Consider the following 15,037-nt stretch of genomic DNA (forward strand, 5'->3'; position numbering starts at 1 on the left):
AGAGTCCTTACCTGATGTTGGTCCGCCCGGGATTTGCATTGGTGCCTGAGGAACGACGAACGGTCTAGGCTGGCTGCACGGCTTTAGCCGGCGCAAACCGACGCCAGATCAACCGGCCCACGGTGATCAGCCAGTTCAGGACAGCCACGGCCAACACGGTCAGCAGCAGCGTCGGCATCCCGTGTTCAACGATGATTGTCCCCGCCAGCAAAGGAAATCCAAACACACCGATGAAGTAGGCGAGGCTGAACAACAGCAAGGCTTGTGAGGTCGTGCCGTGCGGCGCTTCGTTGGCCGCCAGGCCATTGATCACCGAATAGGTCAGCCCGTATCCGACACCGAGCATCACCGCCGCCAGTACATAGCTGAACCCGCTGTCGACCACGAAACCAAACACCACAATCGAGCCCATCATCAGGCCCGACAACAGGCAGGAGGCGCGGAACGGGTCACGCTTGACCACGATGCCTGCGATCAACATGCGGCTGCTGATCGCCGCGCCCATGAAGCCGAAAAAGAACAGTGAGTAGTCCAGCGAACGGGATGCGGCGTAACTGGTCTGGAAGCTCGACAGACCGCCGAACACGCAACCGCCGAGACCGACCATGATGATCGGGAACACAGCTTTGGACGACAGCACTTGAGCCGTTGCGCGCCAGGAAATCCGTGCGACCGAAGTGGCAGGCGCGGGCGCTTTCTTGAGCTGTGCATCCAGTCGCCAGAACAGTAAAACGCCGATCAGGCTGGCCAGTGCGGCGAGGTAAAACGCGGCGGTCACCGGATAACCGAGGGCGCTGGCGGCACGCCCCAGCAACGGGCCGCTGCCAATCCCGGTCATCATGCTGCCCGACAGCAACGCAAAGTATTTGGCGCGTTGGGCCGGCGTCACCAGGCTGGCCACGATGATCGGCCCGAGGGTGTAGAACACGCCCCAACCCAGCCCCAGCAACAGTCCGAAAAACAGCAGCAGGTTGCCGAAGCCCGGGGTCAAGGCGAAGCCGAGACTGGCCGCCACCAGCAACACGCCAAACAAGGCAATCGACCGCGCAGCACCGAGCCAGTCAGACAAATGCCCGGAGACGATCACCGCCGCAAAGGTGCTGAGCATGGCCGCCGAAATCACGCTGCCGGCATCGTGTTCATTGCCGCCGCGTGAGCCGATCAGCAACGACAGTAAAAACGTTGCGCCATAGGACAGCGACAGCAAATAGCTGGCGAGGCAAAACAGACCGAACAACCGGCTGGAGACTGGGGGTGTTGCGCTGGACATGACGCGGTTCCTTGACCCGATAGACGTGAGCGTTATCTATCTATCACGGAGGGCGCCGATGTTAGGTCTGTGGTTACCGATTTCAGGGTTAGTGCTCGCCGGAGTATCGCCTTCAGCAGGCGCCGATCTCTTCCTTGAATTGCTCCATGAAACCCTTCAGGCGCTTATGCCTGATCTGCGCCAGGTCTCGACCGGTTGCGGTCTGGAAGCCGTCCGCCAGGTGCAGCAGCTTGGTCTGGAAATGGTCGAGGCAAAAGCGTTTATCGTCGTAGTCGCGATGCTGTGCGTCCGGGTCCAGCGGGTCGTACAACGCGCTGCCCATGCGCCCGGCAACGTAGAACGTGCGCGCGACACCGAGCAGGCCGAGGGAATCAAGGCGGTCAGCGTCCTGCATGATTTGCGCTTCGAGCGATGCCGCGGGAATGTTGGCGGAGAAGCTGTGAGCTTCGATGGCGTGGGCCACTGCGCTGATGTTGGCGCGTGACCAATTCAGGTCGGCCAATACGACAGATGCTTTTTCGGCGGCCAGTCGTGATGCTCGCGAACGCAGCGGAGAGTTCTTCTCCACCGCCACACAATCATGCAACAGCACCGCCGCGAGCAACACCTCAAGATCGCCGCCTTCCTGCGCGTGAATTGTGCGCGCGTTGTGCCAGACCCTCTGCAAATGCGACAGGTCATGGGCGCCGTCCTCTGAAGGCTCCAGCGCATGGGGCAGCAAGTCAGCGGCGAGGGTTTGCAGCGGCGCGAAAGCATCAGTGTTCATAAACATCCTGTTAAGTGAAAAAGTTTTCAGCCACAACACAACCCTGTGTAGCAGCTGGGCCATGATTCAGGATCAATTTCCCATGTGACGGACGCAGCGTGGCAACTTAGTATGGCGTTTTCAACCTTTGACGAAGGCACGTCCCCATGACGATCGAGATCCGCCCGGCGACCCCCAGCGATGCACCGCAAATCCTCGGGTTCATCACTGAACTGGCCGACTACGAACGTGCCCGCCACGAAGTCATCGCCAGCGTCGCCGACATCGAGCGCAGCCTGTTCAGCGAAGGCGCCACCGCCCACGGCCTGATCTGCCTGCGCGACGGCCTGCCGATCGGCTTCGCCGTATTCTTCTTCAGCTACTCCACCTGGCTCGGCAGCAACTGCCTGTACCTCGAAGACCTTTACATCACCCCTGAACAACGCGGCGGCGGGGCGGGTAAAACCTTGCTGCGCCACCTGGCGAAAATCGCCTGCGCCAATGATTGCGGACGGTTTGAGTGGAGCGTGCTGGACTGGAACAAACCGGCGATCGAGTTTTATAAATCGCTGGGCGCGCAGCCGCAGGAAGAGTGGGTGCGGTATCGGATGGATGGAAAGGTGTTGCGCGAGTTTGCCGAGGGTAATTGATCGTCAGCCTTGTCGTTTAAAAGATCGCAGCCATGAGCTGCGATTTTTTTGCGCTTATCCCAATATATGGGAGTGATATTTATATATTGAGATTATCCTGCTTCCGGGTTTATAGTCCGGCTCACTCACTGCCAATAAACAAAACAGGTGAAGCGATGCTGGCGCAATTGATCGCGCTCGATTGGGGGACAACCTCATTACGTGCTTACAAACTCGCCGCAGGTGGCCAGGTGCTCGAACAGCGTTCGCTGTCGTCGGGGATCATGCAGCTGCCGCGCACGCCGCGAATCATTAACGGTCAGGAGTGCGCCGACGGTTTCGAACTGGCCTTCGATGAGGCGTGCGGTGACTGGCTCGATGCACAGCCGGATTTGCCGGTGATTGCCTGCGGCATGGTCGGCAGCGCCCAGGGTTGGCGTGAAGCGGCTTACCGCGATACACCGGCGAACGTCGCCAATCTCGGCACTTCCCTGCAAACGGTTCGCAGTTTTCGCGGTGTCGATGTGCACATCGTGCCGGGTGTGATTCAGCGGTCGCGTTTGCCAAATGTCATGCGCGGCGAGGAAACCCAGGTCCTTGGTGTTCTGCAAACCCTGTCGAGCGAGGCGGGCAGCGACCTGTTGATCGGCCTGCCGGGCAGTCATTCGAAATGGGTGGAAGTGGCCGACGGCTGCATCGTGCATTTCGATACCTTCATGACCGGCGAAATCTTCGCCGTGCTCAGCGAACACAGCATTTTGGGGCGCACCCAGCAGCAGGGCGCGTCCTTCGATGGCCAGGCTTTTGATCGTGGTGTGCAAGTGGCGTTGTCGCCAGACGGCGAAATCGGTCCGCTGTCGACGGTGTTCAGTGCCCGCAGCCTGGGGCTGACCGGTGATCTGAGCGCCACGGCCCAGGCGGATTATCTGTCGGGCTTGTTGATCGGTCATGAGCTGTCGGCGCTGGCGACGGCCCAGCGGCGTCGGCGCAATAGCGTGCACCTGCCTTCGATCATCCTCATCGGTAATGCCCACCTCTGTGCCCGCTACAGCCGGGCCCTCGACGCCTGCGGGTTTGCCCGGGTGACGCTGGCCGAACAAGCCACTGAACGCGGGTTGTGGCAGTTGGCGCTTGCCGCCGGACTGATCACTTCCAACCCATCCCGTTAAACCTGACTGGAGGTCTGACATGCTCAAACACGCCTTGGCGCAAAACGGCCTGATCGCGATCCTGCGTGGCCTGCGCCCGGAAGAAGCGGCGGCCATCGGCGAAGTCCTGTACGCCGCCGGATTTCGCGTCATCGAAGTGCCGCTCAATTCCCCTGAACCGTACGAAAGTATCCGCATCCTGCGCAGCACCTTGCCCGCCGATTGCCTGATCGGCGCCGGCACGGTGCTGACACCGGAGCAGGTCGAGCAGGTGAAAGCCGCTGGCGGCCAAGTGATCGTCATGCCGCACAGCGACCCGAAAGTGCTGCGCGCAGCGAAAGCGGCGGGGTTGTTCCTGTCGCCGGGTGTGGCGACACCGACCGAAGCGTTTGCCGCATTGGCCGAAGGTGCCGACGTGCTGAAGATGTTTCCTGCCGAGCAGATGGGGCCGGCAGTCGTCAAAGCCTGGCTCGCGGTATTGCCCGCCGGGACCATTCTGGCGCCGGTCGGCGGGATCACGCCCGACAACATGCAGGTGTTTATCGACGCGGGCGTCAAAGGTTTCGGTCTCGGTTCCGGCTTGTTCAAACCGGGAATGACACCAGAGGACGTGGCCGTCAATGCCAAGGCCTACGTGGCTGCCTGGAAAGCCCTTCGCTAAGACTTTTTGGCGCGGTGAGCGCTGCCTCTAATAAGAGAGACAAGACAATGAAAATTACCAAACTGACCACCTTCATCGTTCCGCCGCGCTGGTGCTTCCTCAAGGTCGAAACCGACGAGGGCGTGACCGGTTGGGGCGAGCCTGTGGTTGAAGGTCGCGCCCACACCGTGGCGGCGGCCGTTGAAGAGTTGTCCGACTACCTGATCGGCAAAGACCCACGCAACATCGAAGACATCTGGACCGTGCTCTATCGCGGCGGCTTCTACCGGGGCGGTGCGATCCACATGAGCGCGCTGGCCGGTATCGATCAGGCGCTGTGGGACATCAAGGGCAAGGCCCTGGGCGTGTCGGTCAGCGATCTGCTCGGTGGTCAGGTGCGCGACAAGATTCGTGTGTATTCGTGGATCGGCGGCGACCGGCCGGCAGACACCGCTCGTGCGGCGAAAGAAGCGGTTTCCCGTGGTTTCACGGCGGTGAAAATGAACGGTACCGAAGAGCTGCAATTCCTCGATTCCTTCGAGAAGGTCGACCTCGCCCTGGCCAACGTCGCTGCCGTGCGTGACGCGGTCGGGCCGAACGTCGGCATCGGCGTCGACTTCCATGGCCGGGTGCACAAGCCAATGGCCAAGGTGCTGATGAAGGAGCTCGATCCGTACAAACTGATGTTCATCGAAGAGCCGGTGCTCAGCGAAAACTACGAGGCGCTGAAAGAACTGGCGCCGCTGACCAGCACCCCGATTGCCCTCGGTGAGCGCCTGTTCTCGCGCTGGGATTTCAAACGTGTGCTGAGTGAAGGTTACGTCGACATCATCCAGCCGGATGCGTCGCATGCCGGCGGCATCACCGAGACCCGCAAGATCGCCAACATGGCCGAAGCCTATGACGTGGCGCTGGCGCTGCATTGCCCGCTGGGGCCGATTGCGCTGGCGGCGTGCCTGCAACTGGACGCGGTTTGCTACAACGCGTTCATCCAGGAACAGAGCCTGGGCATCCACTACAACGAGAGCAATGACCTGCTCGATTACGTGAAAGATCCGCGGGTGTTCGATTACGACAAAGGCTTCGTGAAGATTCCGAATGGCCCGGGGCTGGGGATCGAGATCAACGAGGAATACGTGATCGAACGCGCGGCGGTCGGCCACCGCTGGCGCAACCCGATCTGGCGCCATGCCGATGGTAGTTTTGCTGAGTGGTGAGTGCTTTCTGACTCACCACTATCCCCTGTAGGAGTGAGCCTGCTCGCGATGGTGTGTCAGTGACATCAATGCTGAATGACACACCTCTGTCGCGAGCAGGCTCACTCCTGCAAGAGGCCTGCGCCAGTCTTTCGAACGACCTCAATAAACATAAGAAGAGGCACTCCTCATGCAACCGCAAACCCTCGCCGGGCAAGCGTCGTTGGTGACGCCCAGTCGCAAGCGATTTTTCATCATGGTCCTGCTGTTCATCACCGTGGTGATCAACTACCTGGACCGCAGCAACCTCTCCATCGCCGCCCCGGCGCTGACCAGCGAACTGGGCATCGATCCGATCCACGTCGGGCTGATCTTTTCGGCTTTCGGCTGGACCTACGCCGCCATGCAGATCCCCGGTGGCTGGCTGGTGGACCGTGTGCCGCCGCGCATCCTCTACAGCGTCGCCTTGCTGCTGTGGTCGATTGCCACCGTGATGCTCGGTTTCGCCGCCAGCTTCATCGCGCTGTTCGTCCTGCGCATGGCGGTCGGGGCCCTGGAAGCGCCGGCGTACCCGATCAACAGCCGCGTGGTCACCACCTGGTTCCCCGAGCGCGAGCGCGCCACGGCCATCGGTTTCTACACCTCCGGGCAGTTTGTCGGCCTGGCCTTCCTGACGCCGGTTCTCGCTTGGCTTCAGCACGAATTCGGCTGGCACATGGTGTTCGTCAGCACCGGTGCGGTGGGCATTCTGTGGGCGGTGATCTGGTACGCGGTGTACCGCGAGCCCCGTGATTTCAAAGGCGCCAACGACGCCGAAATCGACCTGATCCGCGAGGGCGGCGGGTTGGTGGATATCCAGGCCGAGCAAGCCAAAGTCAAAGCGAAATTCAGCTGGACCGACCTAGGGGTTGTCCTGACCAAACGCAAACTGTGGGGCATCTACCTCGGCCAGTTCTGCCTCAACTCGACGTTGTGGTTTTTCCTGACGTGGTTCCCGACCTACCTGGTGAAGTATCGCGGCATGGACTTCATCAAGTCCGGTCTGCTGGCGTCGTTGCCGTTTCTCGCGGCCTTCGTCGGCGTGTTGTGCTCAGGGTTCTTCTCCGACTTCCTGATTCGTCGCGGTTACACGGTGGGTTTCGCTCGCAAGCTGCCGATCATTGGCGGCCTGCTGATTTCCACCTCGATCATCGGCGCCAACTTCGTCGAGTCGACGCCGCTGGTGATTGCGTTCCTGGCACTGGCGTTCTTCGGCAACGGGCTGGCGTCGATCACCTGGTCACTGGTGTCAACGCTGGCACCGGCGCGTTTGCTGGGACTGACCGGCGGGGTGTTCAACTTCATCGGCAACCTGTCGGCGATTACCACGCCGATTGTCATCGGTTTCCTGGCGACCGGGGATTCGTTTGCCCCGGCGATTACCTACATCTCGGTGCTGGCATTGATTGGCGCGCTTTCCTACATCTTGCTGGTGGGCAAAGTCGAGCGTATCAAGTTGTAGTGGCAGGCATCGGGCGACCATAATGCCGCCCGTTCACTCGCTCAACGGTAAAGGCTGGATATGCAGGAAGACGCCCCAAAAATCGCCAAGGACGCCGCCCCGACCGGCACCCAGACACTGCTTCGTGGCCTGGGTGTGGTTCAGGCCGTGGCCAGCGGCGCCCGCGATCTCAAGGAAATCGCCCGGCTGATCGGCACGACGCGCAGCACCACCCATCGTCTGGCCAGTTGCCTGGTGGACGAGCGTTACCTGCGTGTGGTGCCGCAAGTCGGTTATCTGTTGGGGCCGAAGCTGATCGAACTGGGTTTCCAGGCGCGCGAAGAGTTGCCGCTGGTGACCTTGGCCGGGCCGTATCTGGATGAGTTGTCGGCGTTGACCGGTGACACCATTCACCTGGCGATCCGCGAAGGTGACGAGGTGCTGTACCTGCACAAGAATCCGGGGCGCAATGGCCCGGAAATGCGTTCGCGGGTCGGCCATCGCATGCCGTTGGCCCGCACCGGGATCGGCAAGGCCTTGATGCTTGATGACTCGCAGGAAGAATGGCAACGGCTGTACGAAGTCAGCTTGCCAGCGGGTGGGAAAAATCTGTTTTGGCCGCAGCACCCGGAGCAATCCTGGGAGCAGTTTCAGCAGCGCATGGTCGAGTATGTGGCGGGTGGCTACGCCTTCGATCTGGAAGACAACGAGCCGTCGATCCGCTGTGTGGCGGCGCCGATCCGTGATGCCAGCAAGCGCATCGTCGCCGGCATCAGCATCGCCAGCACCGTGCCTTATATGCCGCTGGAAAAAATGGCCGAGCTGATCCCCCTGATAAAAGGGGTCACAGCCCGGCTCTCGGCAGAACTCGGCGCGAAGGTTTAGACCTTCAAGGTCGCCATGTCGATCACGAAGCGGTACTTCACATCACCGGCGATCATGCGGGCGTAAGCCTCGTTGATCTGGCGGATGTCGAGCATTTCGATGTCGCAGGTGATGTTGTGTTCGGCGCAGAAATCCAGCACTTCCTGGGTTTCTGCGATGCCGCCGATCAGCGAACCGGCGAGCACACGACGGCCCAACACCAGTTTGGCGGCATGGACCGGCGGATCGATCGGTTCGATCAGACCCACCAGAATGTGCACGCCATCGAAACGCAGGGTGTCGAGGTACGGGTTGAGATCGTGCTGCACCGGAATGGTGTCGAGCAGGAAGTCGAAGTAGCCGGCAGCGGCTTTCATCTGGTCGGCATCGGTGGACACGATCACGTGGTCCGCACCCTGGCGACGACCTTCTTCGGCCTTGCTCGCCGAGCGGGTGAACAGCGTCACTTCGGCGCCCATCGCCTTGGCGAACTTGATGCCCATGTGGCCGAGGCCGCCCATGCCGAGGATCCCGACCTTGTCGCCGGCCTTGACCCCGTAATGCTTGAGCGGCGAATAGGTGGTGATGCCGGCACACAGGATCGGTGCGGCGCTGGCCAGTGCGAGTTTTTCCGGGATGCGCACGACAAAGTGCTCGCTGACCACGATGCTGTCCGAGTAGCCGCCCATGGTGTTGCTGCCATCGACCCGGTCCGGGGTGGCGTAGGTCATGGTCGGACCTTCGAGGCAATATTGCTCAAGGTTGGACTGGCAGGCTTCGCAGCTGCGGCAGGAATCGACCATGCAACCGACACCAACCAGATCGCCGATTTTATGCTTGGTAACGTTCGCACCGATGGCGGTGACTTTGCCGACGATTTCGTGGCCGGGCATCAGCGGGTACACGGCAATGCCCCACTCGTTGCGGGCCTGGTGGATGTCGGAGTGGCAGACGCCGCAGTAGAGAATTTCGATCGCCACGTCGTCGGCCCGAGGGCTGCGGCGTTCGAATTTCACGGGGGCGAGGGGAGTGGTGGCCGACTGGGCGGCGTATCCGATGGCGGTGTACATGAGGAACCTCGCTAAAGCAGTGACAAGTGAGGCGGTGCATTCTGGGCGCCGCACCTGGCATCGACCATGGCGATTCCTCCGGGTGTCATGCCTATTCCTCCGGCATCCACGCTGGATTGATCAAATGCGCGGTCAGACCTGCGAAGATGCTTTCATCCCTTTTTCCGCGACATTTTTGTGAAGAGCTCCCATGTTGTTGACCCGACATCTCGATGCCAATGCCACGCTGGTTTCGCTGATCCAGCCGCTGACCACTCGCGACGGCTTCGCGCCCACCGCGTTGCCGGGCGTGCAGGTATTGCGCGCCAGTTGCGATGTGGCCCGTGGTCCGCAGATCTATGAGCCGAGTCTGGTCATCATCGTCCAGGGCAGCAAATTGGCATACCTGGGCCCGCGCACGCTGGAGTACGGCGCCGGCCATTATCTGATTCAGGCCTTGCCGGTGCCGTTCGAGTGCGAAACCTTTGCCGCGCCGGAGGGGCCGATGCTGGGGATTTCCATCGCGATCGACCGCACGTTGCTCGGCGAATTGGTGTTGGCCATGGGGCTGGTGGCGGGGCGCAGTATTGCGGCACAGACGCTGGAGTCGATGACCTCGACGGTACTCGACGACGCGATGCGCGGGTGTGTCGAACGGTTGCTGCGTTGCCTGCACGATCCGCTGGAATGCCAGGTGATGGGGCAGGCGCGTTTGCGTGAGTTGCTGTTCGTCGCGTTGCGCGGGCCGCAAGCCGATGTGTTGCGTGCACTGGTGGAGCAACAAGGGCAATTCGCCCGGGTCGCGGCTTCGCTCAGTCATCTGCATGCACATTACACCGAGCCGCTGAATGTCGAGACGCTGGCCAGTTGCGCGAACATGAGTGCGTCGACGTTTCACGAGCATTTCAAACGCAGCACGTTGTTGTCGCCGGTGCAGTATCTGAAGCGCTTGCGTTTGCTCAAGGCGCAGCAATTGTTGCTGTCTGAAGGCTTGGGCGTGGCGCAGGTGGCGCATCGGGTGGGGTATCAGAGTACGTCGCAGTTCAGTCGGGAGTACAAGCGCTACTTTGAGCGTAATCCGGGGGATGAGCGCGCTGCCTGAGTTGGCAGGCTCACTCCTACAGGGGGATTTGTGGTGTCGGTGAAATCGCGGGCAACAAAAAGGCCCCCATTTCGGGAGCCTTGATGTTCAGAGGTTCGGCTTACATGTTCGGGTAAGTCGGGCCGCCAGCACCTTCCGGTGTCACCCAGGTGATGTTCTGTGCAGGGTCCTTGATGTCGCAGGTCTTGCAGTGAACGCAGTTCTGGGCGTTGATCTGGAAGCGCTTCTCGCCGTCTTCCTTGGTGATCACTTCGTATACGCCGGCCGGGCAGTAACGCTGGGCAGGTTCATCGTACAGCGGCAGGTTTTTGCTGATCGGGATGCTTGGGTCGGTCAGCTTCAAGTGGCAAGGCTGTTCTTCTTCGTGGTTGGTACCGGAGATGAACACCGAGCTGAGTTTGTCGAAGCTGATTTTGCCGTCCGGTTTCGGGTAGTCGATCTTCTTGCAGTCGGCCGCCAGCTTGAGGCAAGCGTAATCCGGCTTGGTGTCGTGCAAGGTGAACGGCAGTTTGCCGCCGAAGATGTTCTGGTCCAGCCAGTTGAAACCGCCGCCGACGATGGCGCCAAACTTGTGGATCGCCGGGCCGAAGTTGCGGCTGGCGAACAGCTCGTCGTAGAGCCAGCTCTTTTTGAAGGCGTCGACGTAAGCGGTCAGCTCTTCGGTGCCGTCTTTTTCAGCGAACAGCGCCTCGGCCACGGATTCAGCGGCGAGCATGCCGGACTTCATCGCGGTGTGGCTGCCTTTGATCTTGGCGAAGTTCAGGGTGCCGAGGTCGCAACCGATCAGCGCGCCGCCCTTGAAGACCATTTTCGGCAGCGAGTTCAGGCCACCTTTACAGATGGCACGCGCGCCGTAGCTGACGCGCTTGCCGCCTTCCAGGTACTGCTTGAGCACCGGGTGATGCTTGAGGCGCTGGAACTCGTCGAACGGCGACAGGTACGTGTTGCTGTAGGACAGATCGACGATCAGGCCGACGACCACCTGGTTGTTTTCCAGGTGGTAGAGGAACGAACCACCGGTGTTCTCGGTGCCCATGATGTCCAGCGGCCAGCCGGCGGTGTGAACCACCAGGCCTGGCTGGTGCTTGGCCGGGTCGATTTCCCAGATTTCCTTCAGGCCGATGCCGTAGTGCTGGGCGTCGGCTTCACTGTCGAGGTTGAAACGCTGGATCAGTTGCTTGCCGATGTGGCCACGGCAGCCCTCGGCGAACAGCGTGTATTTGCCACGCAGTTCCATGCCCGGGGTGTACAGGCCTTCTTTCGGATGGCCTTCGCGGTCAACGCCCAGGTCACCGGTGATGATCCCGCGAACCACGCCATTCTCGTCGATCAGCGCTTCCTGGGCAGCGAAGCCCGGGTAGATTTCCACGCCCAGGTTCTCGGCCTGCTGAGCCAGCCAGCGGCACAGGTTGCCCAGGGAGATGATGTAGTTGCCTTCGTTGTGCATGGTCTTGGGCACAAAGAGGTCAGGAATCTTTTGCGCGCTTTCAGCATTCTTGAGAACGAAGATGTCATCGCGGGTGACCGGCGTGTTCAGCGGGGCGCCGAGTGCTTTCCAGTCCGGGAACAGTTCGTTCAGGGCGCGTGGTTCGAACACGGCACCGGACAGAATGTGAGCACCGACTTCGGAGCCTTTTTCGACCACGCAGACGCTGATTTCCTTACCGGCTTCAGCAGCCTTCTGCTTCAAGCGGCAGGCAGCGGAAAGACCAGCGGGGCCGGCACCGACGATGACGACGTCGAATTCCATGTATTCGCGTTCCACAGGTTATCTCCTACTCAAGGCTCAACAGTTTTTTTTCTAATTGGAGGTTTGGTGTCGCATCCATGAATCCCTGCACTGATGCTGGGAGGGGACAATCGATTAGTCACCTTTCTCTCTGGGTGGCGCATTATATCTACACCACTCCTAGCGTCCAATACAAACGTTTGTTTGAATTGGCTCAAAGCCAGAGAAATCAAAGTCACGCGGCTTACGAACGGCCATTTTGCCGTATTGACCGGAATAGGCGTTCCGGTCAAGATACGGTCGGTTTTGCGCTCGCCGTAGGCTGACTGTTGGTTTCAAGAGCACCTCTAAAGACAGGGCGATGGCAGTGGCAAGTGATGCGCAGCTCAGGTTTGGCTCGCAGTTTACACGTCGCGATATTGAATGACTCGTTGGTCACCACTGACGAACGGTCATGCACTTCATGAGCAATGGTCACTTGACACGTTTGCCGGCGTTTTTAGAGGTGCCCTTGCGCCCGATGAGCATCAACCGCCAGGTTCGCCTAGGCGACTTTCTTTTCACCGGAGAGTAACGAGGAATCCATGAAGGTTCTTGTAGCTGTCAAACGCGTTGTGGATTACAACGTCAAGGTCCGCGTCAAGGCGGACAATTCCGGCGTCGATCTTGCCAACGTCAAGATGTCGATGAACCCGTTCTGCGAGATCGCCGTGGAAGAAGCCGTACGCCTGAAAGAGAAAGGCGTTGCGACTGAAATCGTCGTCGTCTCCGTCGGCCCGTCCACCGCTCAAGAGCAACTGCGCACCGCGCTGGCTCTGGGTGCCGACCGCGCCATCCTCGTCGAATCCGCCGAAGACCTGACTTCTCTGGCCGTTGCCAAACTGCTGAAGGCCGTTGTCGACAAGGAACAGCCGCAGCTGGTGATCCTTGGCAAACAAGCCATCGACAGCGACAACAACCAGACTGGCCAGATGCTCGCTGCATTGAGCGGCTACGGTCAGGGCACGTTCGCTTCGAAAGTCGAAATCAGCGGCGACAGCGTTGCCGTGACTCGCGAAGTCGACGGCGGCGCGCAGACAGTTTCCCTGAAACTGCCGGCCATCGTCACCACCGACCTGCGTTTGAACGAGCCGCGCTACGCGTCCCTGCCAAACATCATGAAAGCCAAGAAGAAGCCTCTCGAAGTGCTGACTCCGGACGCTTTGGGCGTTTCCACCGCCTCCACCAACAAGACCGTGAAAGTCGAAGCGCCTGCTGCACGCAGCGCGGGTATCAAGGTCAAGTCGGTGGCTGAACTGGTCGAGAAACTGAAAAACGAAGCGAAGGTAATCTAAATGACTATCTTGGTTATTGCTGAACACGACAACAAAGTAGTGGCCCCGGCCACACTGAACACCGTGGCTGCCGCTGCTAAAATCGGTGGTGACATCCACGTTCTGGTTGCAGGCCAGGGCGTTGGCGCCGTGGCTGAAGCTGCTGCGAAAATCGCTGGCGTGAGCAAAGTATTGGTAGCTGACAACGCTGCCTATGCTCACCAACTGCCGGAAAACGTAGCGCCTCTGGTTGCAGAGTTGGGCAAGGGCTACAGCCACATCCTGGCTGCCGCGACTTCCAACGGCAAAAACATCCTGCCGCGCGTTGCCGCTGCGCTGGACGTTGACCAGATCTCCGAGATCATCTCGGTCGAAAGCGCTGACACCTTCAAGCGCCCGATCTACGCCGGTAACGCCATCGCGACCGTTCAGTCCAACGCTTCGGTGAAAGTCATCACCGTGCGTGCCACCGGTTTCGACCCGGTTGCTGCTGAAGGCGGTTCGGCTGCGGTTGAGTCCGTTGCTGCTGCTCACGATGCTGCGATCTCCAGCTTCGTTGGCGAAGAGCTGGCCAAGTCCGATCGTCCGGAACTGACCGCTGCCAAAATCGTCGTTTCCGGCGGTCGTGGCATGCAGAACGGCGACAACTTCAAACACCTGTACGCCCTGGCTGACAAGCTGGGCGCTGCTGTCGGTGCTTCCCGCGCCGCGGTCGACGCAGGTTTCGTACCCAACGACATGCAGGTCGGTCAGACCGGCAAGATCGTTGCTCCACAGCTGTACATCGCGGTCGGTATCTCCGGCGCGATCCAGCATCTGGCCGGCATGAAAGACTCCAAAGTGATCGTTGCGATCAACAAGGACGAAGAAGCGCCGATCTTCCAGGTGGCCGATTATGGCCTGGTGGCAGACCTGTTCGAAGCAATCCCCGAGTTCGAGAAGCTGGTCTAATCCAGCGGCCTGACTTATAAAGAGCCCGACCTTTTGGTCGGGCTTTTTTTTTGTTCCGGAGTTGAGTGGGAGAGTGTTGCCATGGATCTGCGTCGCGTGTGTGGCTGGTCGTTATTGCTGGGCCTGACGATGTTGCCGACCTTGTCCAATGCGGCGGGCAAGTGCGATCGACTGATTGTGACCGGCAGCCCGGACGCACCACCGTATTTGTGGCAAGACCCGCAAAACCCTAAAAAGCTGATCGGTGCCAGTGCTGACCTGTTGCAGCAAGTGGCGGGGGAGTTGGGCATCAAGGTCGAGTTGCTGTATGCCGGCAAACGCGCCCAGGCGCTGGACGAAGTACGCAGCGGGCGCATGGACATGTTGGCCGATGCAACGTTGACCGTGAGCGAACTGGAAACCCTGGATTACATTCATCCGCCGTTGCTGGAAAACGATTACCTCGTCTGGACTCGCAAAGACTCGGCATTGATCTACAACCAGGCCCAGGACCTCCACGGCCATCCCGGCGCATTGTCGGAAAAGTCTCGAATGACCCCGGATTTCGGCACTTTTGCCGATCAGCAATTGACCCTCACCCGTACGCCCAACCTGACCCAGGCCTTTCAGAAATTACTCTTGGGCGAGGTGGAATTTGTACTCGCCGGACGCTACTCCGGCATGGCGGCCGCGCAGGCGCTGAGCATGGCCAATGACCTGGTCCCCCGTGCCGAGCCAATCGACAAACCCGGTCTGTACCTCGCGGTTTCCCATAACTCCGCCTGCAACGATCCGTGGTTGCGCGGACAGCTGGCCAAAAAGATGACAGAATTGCCCGCCTCAGGACTGACGGACACCGCGTTGCAACGCAATATCGAGCGTTGGAAAGCGCAGCAACAGCAGCAGCAACAACCTGTCAGTACCCCAAAACAGTAGGGATTC

The 15,037-nt window shown here is 60.2% G+C and carries 14 protein-coding genes; 10 read left to right on the forward strand and 4 right to left on the reverse strand.

Going from position 1 to position 15,037, the window contains the following annotated elements; translation table 11 throughout:
- Positions 1–64: 64 nt before the first annotated feature.
- Positions 65–1,270 (reverse strand): MFS transporter, encoded by a 1,206-nt coding sequence (locus D882_RS0115350; RefSeq protein WP_027924065.1) that lies wholly within the window; start codon positions 1,268–1,270, stop codon positions 65–67.
- A gap of 112 nt (positions 1,271–1,382) precedes the next feature.
- Positions 1,383–2,036, reverse strand: coding sequence for an HD domain-containing protein (locus D882_RS0115355; RefSeq protein WP_027924066.1), 654 nt, complete (start codon positions 2,034–2,036; stop codon positions 1,383–1,385).
- Between the two features lie 146 nt (positions 2,037–2,182).
- Between D882_RS0115355 and D882_RS0115360 the strand changes: the two genes are divergently transcribed.
- From D882_RS0115360 to D882_RS0115385, 6 genes are all read left to right on the forward strand, one after another.
- Positions 2,183–2,665: a GNAT family N-acetyltransferase gene (locus tag D882_RS0115360; protein WP_027924067.1), complete on the forward strand. Its 483-nt coding sequence runs from the start codon at positions 2,183–2,185 to the stop codon at positions 2,663–2,665.
- Between the two features lie 155 nt (positions 2,666–2,820).
- On the forward strand, positions 2,821–3,813 hold the full coding sequence (locus D882_RS0115365; RefSeq protein WP_027924068.1) for a 2-dehydro-3-deoxygalactonokinase: 993 nt from the start codon (positions 2,821–2,823) through the stop codon (positions 3,811–3,813).
- A gap of 19 nt (positions 3,814–3,832) precedes the next feature.
- Positions 3,833–4,453: a 2-dehydro-3-deoxy-6-phosphogalactonate aldolase gene (locus D882_RS0115370; RefSeq protein WP_027924069.1), complete on the forward strand. Its 621-nt coding sequence runs from the start codon at positions 3,833–3,835 to the stop codon at positions 4,451–4,453.
- A gap of 47 nt (positions 4,454–4,500) precedes the next feature.
- Positions 4,501–5,649: a galactonate dehydratase gene (gene dgoD / locus D882_RS0115375; RefSeq protein WP_007903915.1), complete on the forward strand. Its 1,149-nt coding sequence runs from the start codon at positions 4,501–4,503 to the stop codon at positions 5,647–5,649.
- A 169-nt stretch (positions 5,650–5,818) separates the two neighbouring features.
- A complete protein-coding gene (locus D882_RS0115380) occupies positions 5,819–7,129 on the forward strand; it encodes an MFS transporter (protein WP_027924070.1) in 1,311 nt (436 codons plus the stop codon).
- Positions 7,130–7,189: 60 nt separating this feature from the next.
- Entirely contained in the window at positions 7,190–7,993 is an 804-nt protein-coding gene (locus tag D882_RS0115385; RefSeq protein ID WP_027924071.1) for an IclR family transcriptional regulator, read from the forward strand.
- On the opposite strand, the gene D882_RS0115390 is transcribed toward D882_RS0115385, so the two are convergent.
- Positions 7,990–9,042 carry an NAD(P)-dependent alcohol dehydrogenase gene (locus tag D882_RS0115390; RefSeq protein WP_027924072.1) on the reverse strand — a complete coding sequence of 351 codons (1,053 nt, stop codon included), beginning with the start codon at positions 9,040–9,042 and terminating at the stop codon, positions 7,990–7,992. The two genes, D882_RS0115385 and D882_RS0115390, sit on opposite strands and share 4 nt — an antisense overlap.
- 190 nt (positions 9,043–9,232) lie before the next feature.
- Here D882_RS0115390 and D882_RS0115395 point away from each other — a divergent pair, with 190 nt between their 5' ends.
- Positions 9,233–10,123 carry an AraC family transcriptional regulator gene (locus D882_RS0115395; protein ID WP_027924073.1) on the forward strand — a complete coding sequence of 297 codons (891 nt, stop codon included), beginning with the start codon at positions 9,233–9,235 and terminating at the stop codon, positions 10,121–10,123.
- A gap of 100 nt (positions 10,124–10,223) precedes the next feature.
- On the opposite strand, the gene D882_RS0115400 is transcribed toward D882_RS0115395, so the two are convergent.
- The gene (locus D882_RS0115400; RefSeq protein WP_027924074.1) at positions 10,224–11,888 is read right to left on the reverse strand and encodes an electron transfer flavoprotein-ubiquinone oxidoreductase; all 1,665 of its coding nucleotides are present in this window, start codon (positions 11,886–11,888) and stop codon (positions 10,224–10,226) included.
- Positions 11,889–12,436: 548 nt separating this feature from the next.
- On the opposite strand from D882_RS0115400, the gene D882_RS0115405 reads away from it, so the two are divergent.
- The 3 genes from D882_RS0115405 (at position 12,437) to D882_RS0115415 (ending at position 15,031) form a co-directional block, all read left to right on the forward strand.
- Positions 12,437–13,186 (forward strand): electron transfer flavoprotein subunit beta/FixA family protein, encoded by a 750-nt coding sequence (locus tag D882_RS0115405; RefSeq protein WP_007945693.1) that lies wholly within the window; start codon positions 12,437–12,439, stop codon positions 13,184–13,186.
- Positions 13,187–14,116: an electron transfer flavoprotein subunit alpha/FixB family protein gene (locus tag D882_RS0115410; protein ID WP_027924075.1), complete on the forward strand. Its 930-nt coding sequence runs from the start codon at positions 13,187–13,189 to the stop codon at positions 14,114–14,116. It begins immediately after the preceding gene.
- An 81-nt stretch (positions 14,117–14,197) separates the two neighbouring features.
- A complete protein-coding gene (locus tag D882_RS0115415) occupies positions 14,198–15,031 on the forward strand; it encodes an ABC transporter substrate-binding protein (protein ID WP_027924076.1) in 834 nt (277 codons plus the stop codon).
- Positions 15,032–15,037 lie beyond the last annotated feature (6 nt).

This window comes from Pseudomonas sp. URMO17WK12:I12, assembly GCF_000514395.1.
GTDB classification, from domain to species: domain Bacteria; phylum Pseudomonadota; class Gammaproteobacteria; order Pseudomonadales; family Pseudomonadaceae; genus Aquipseudomonas; species Aquipseudomonas mucoides.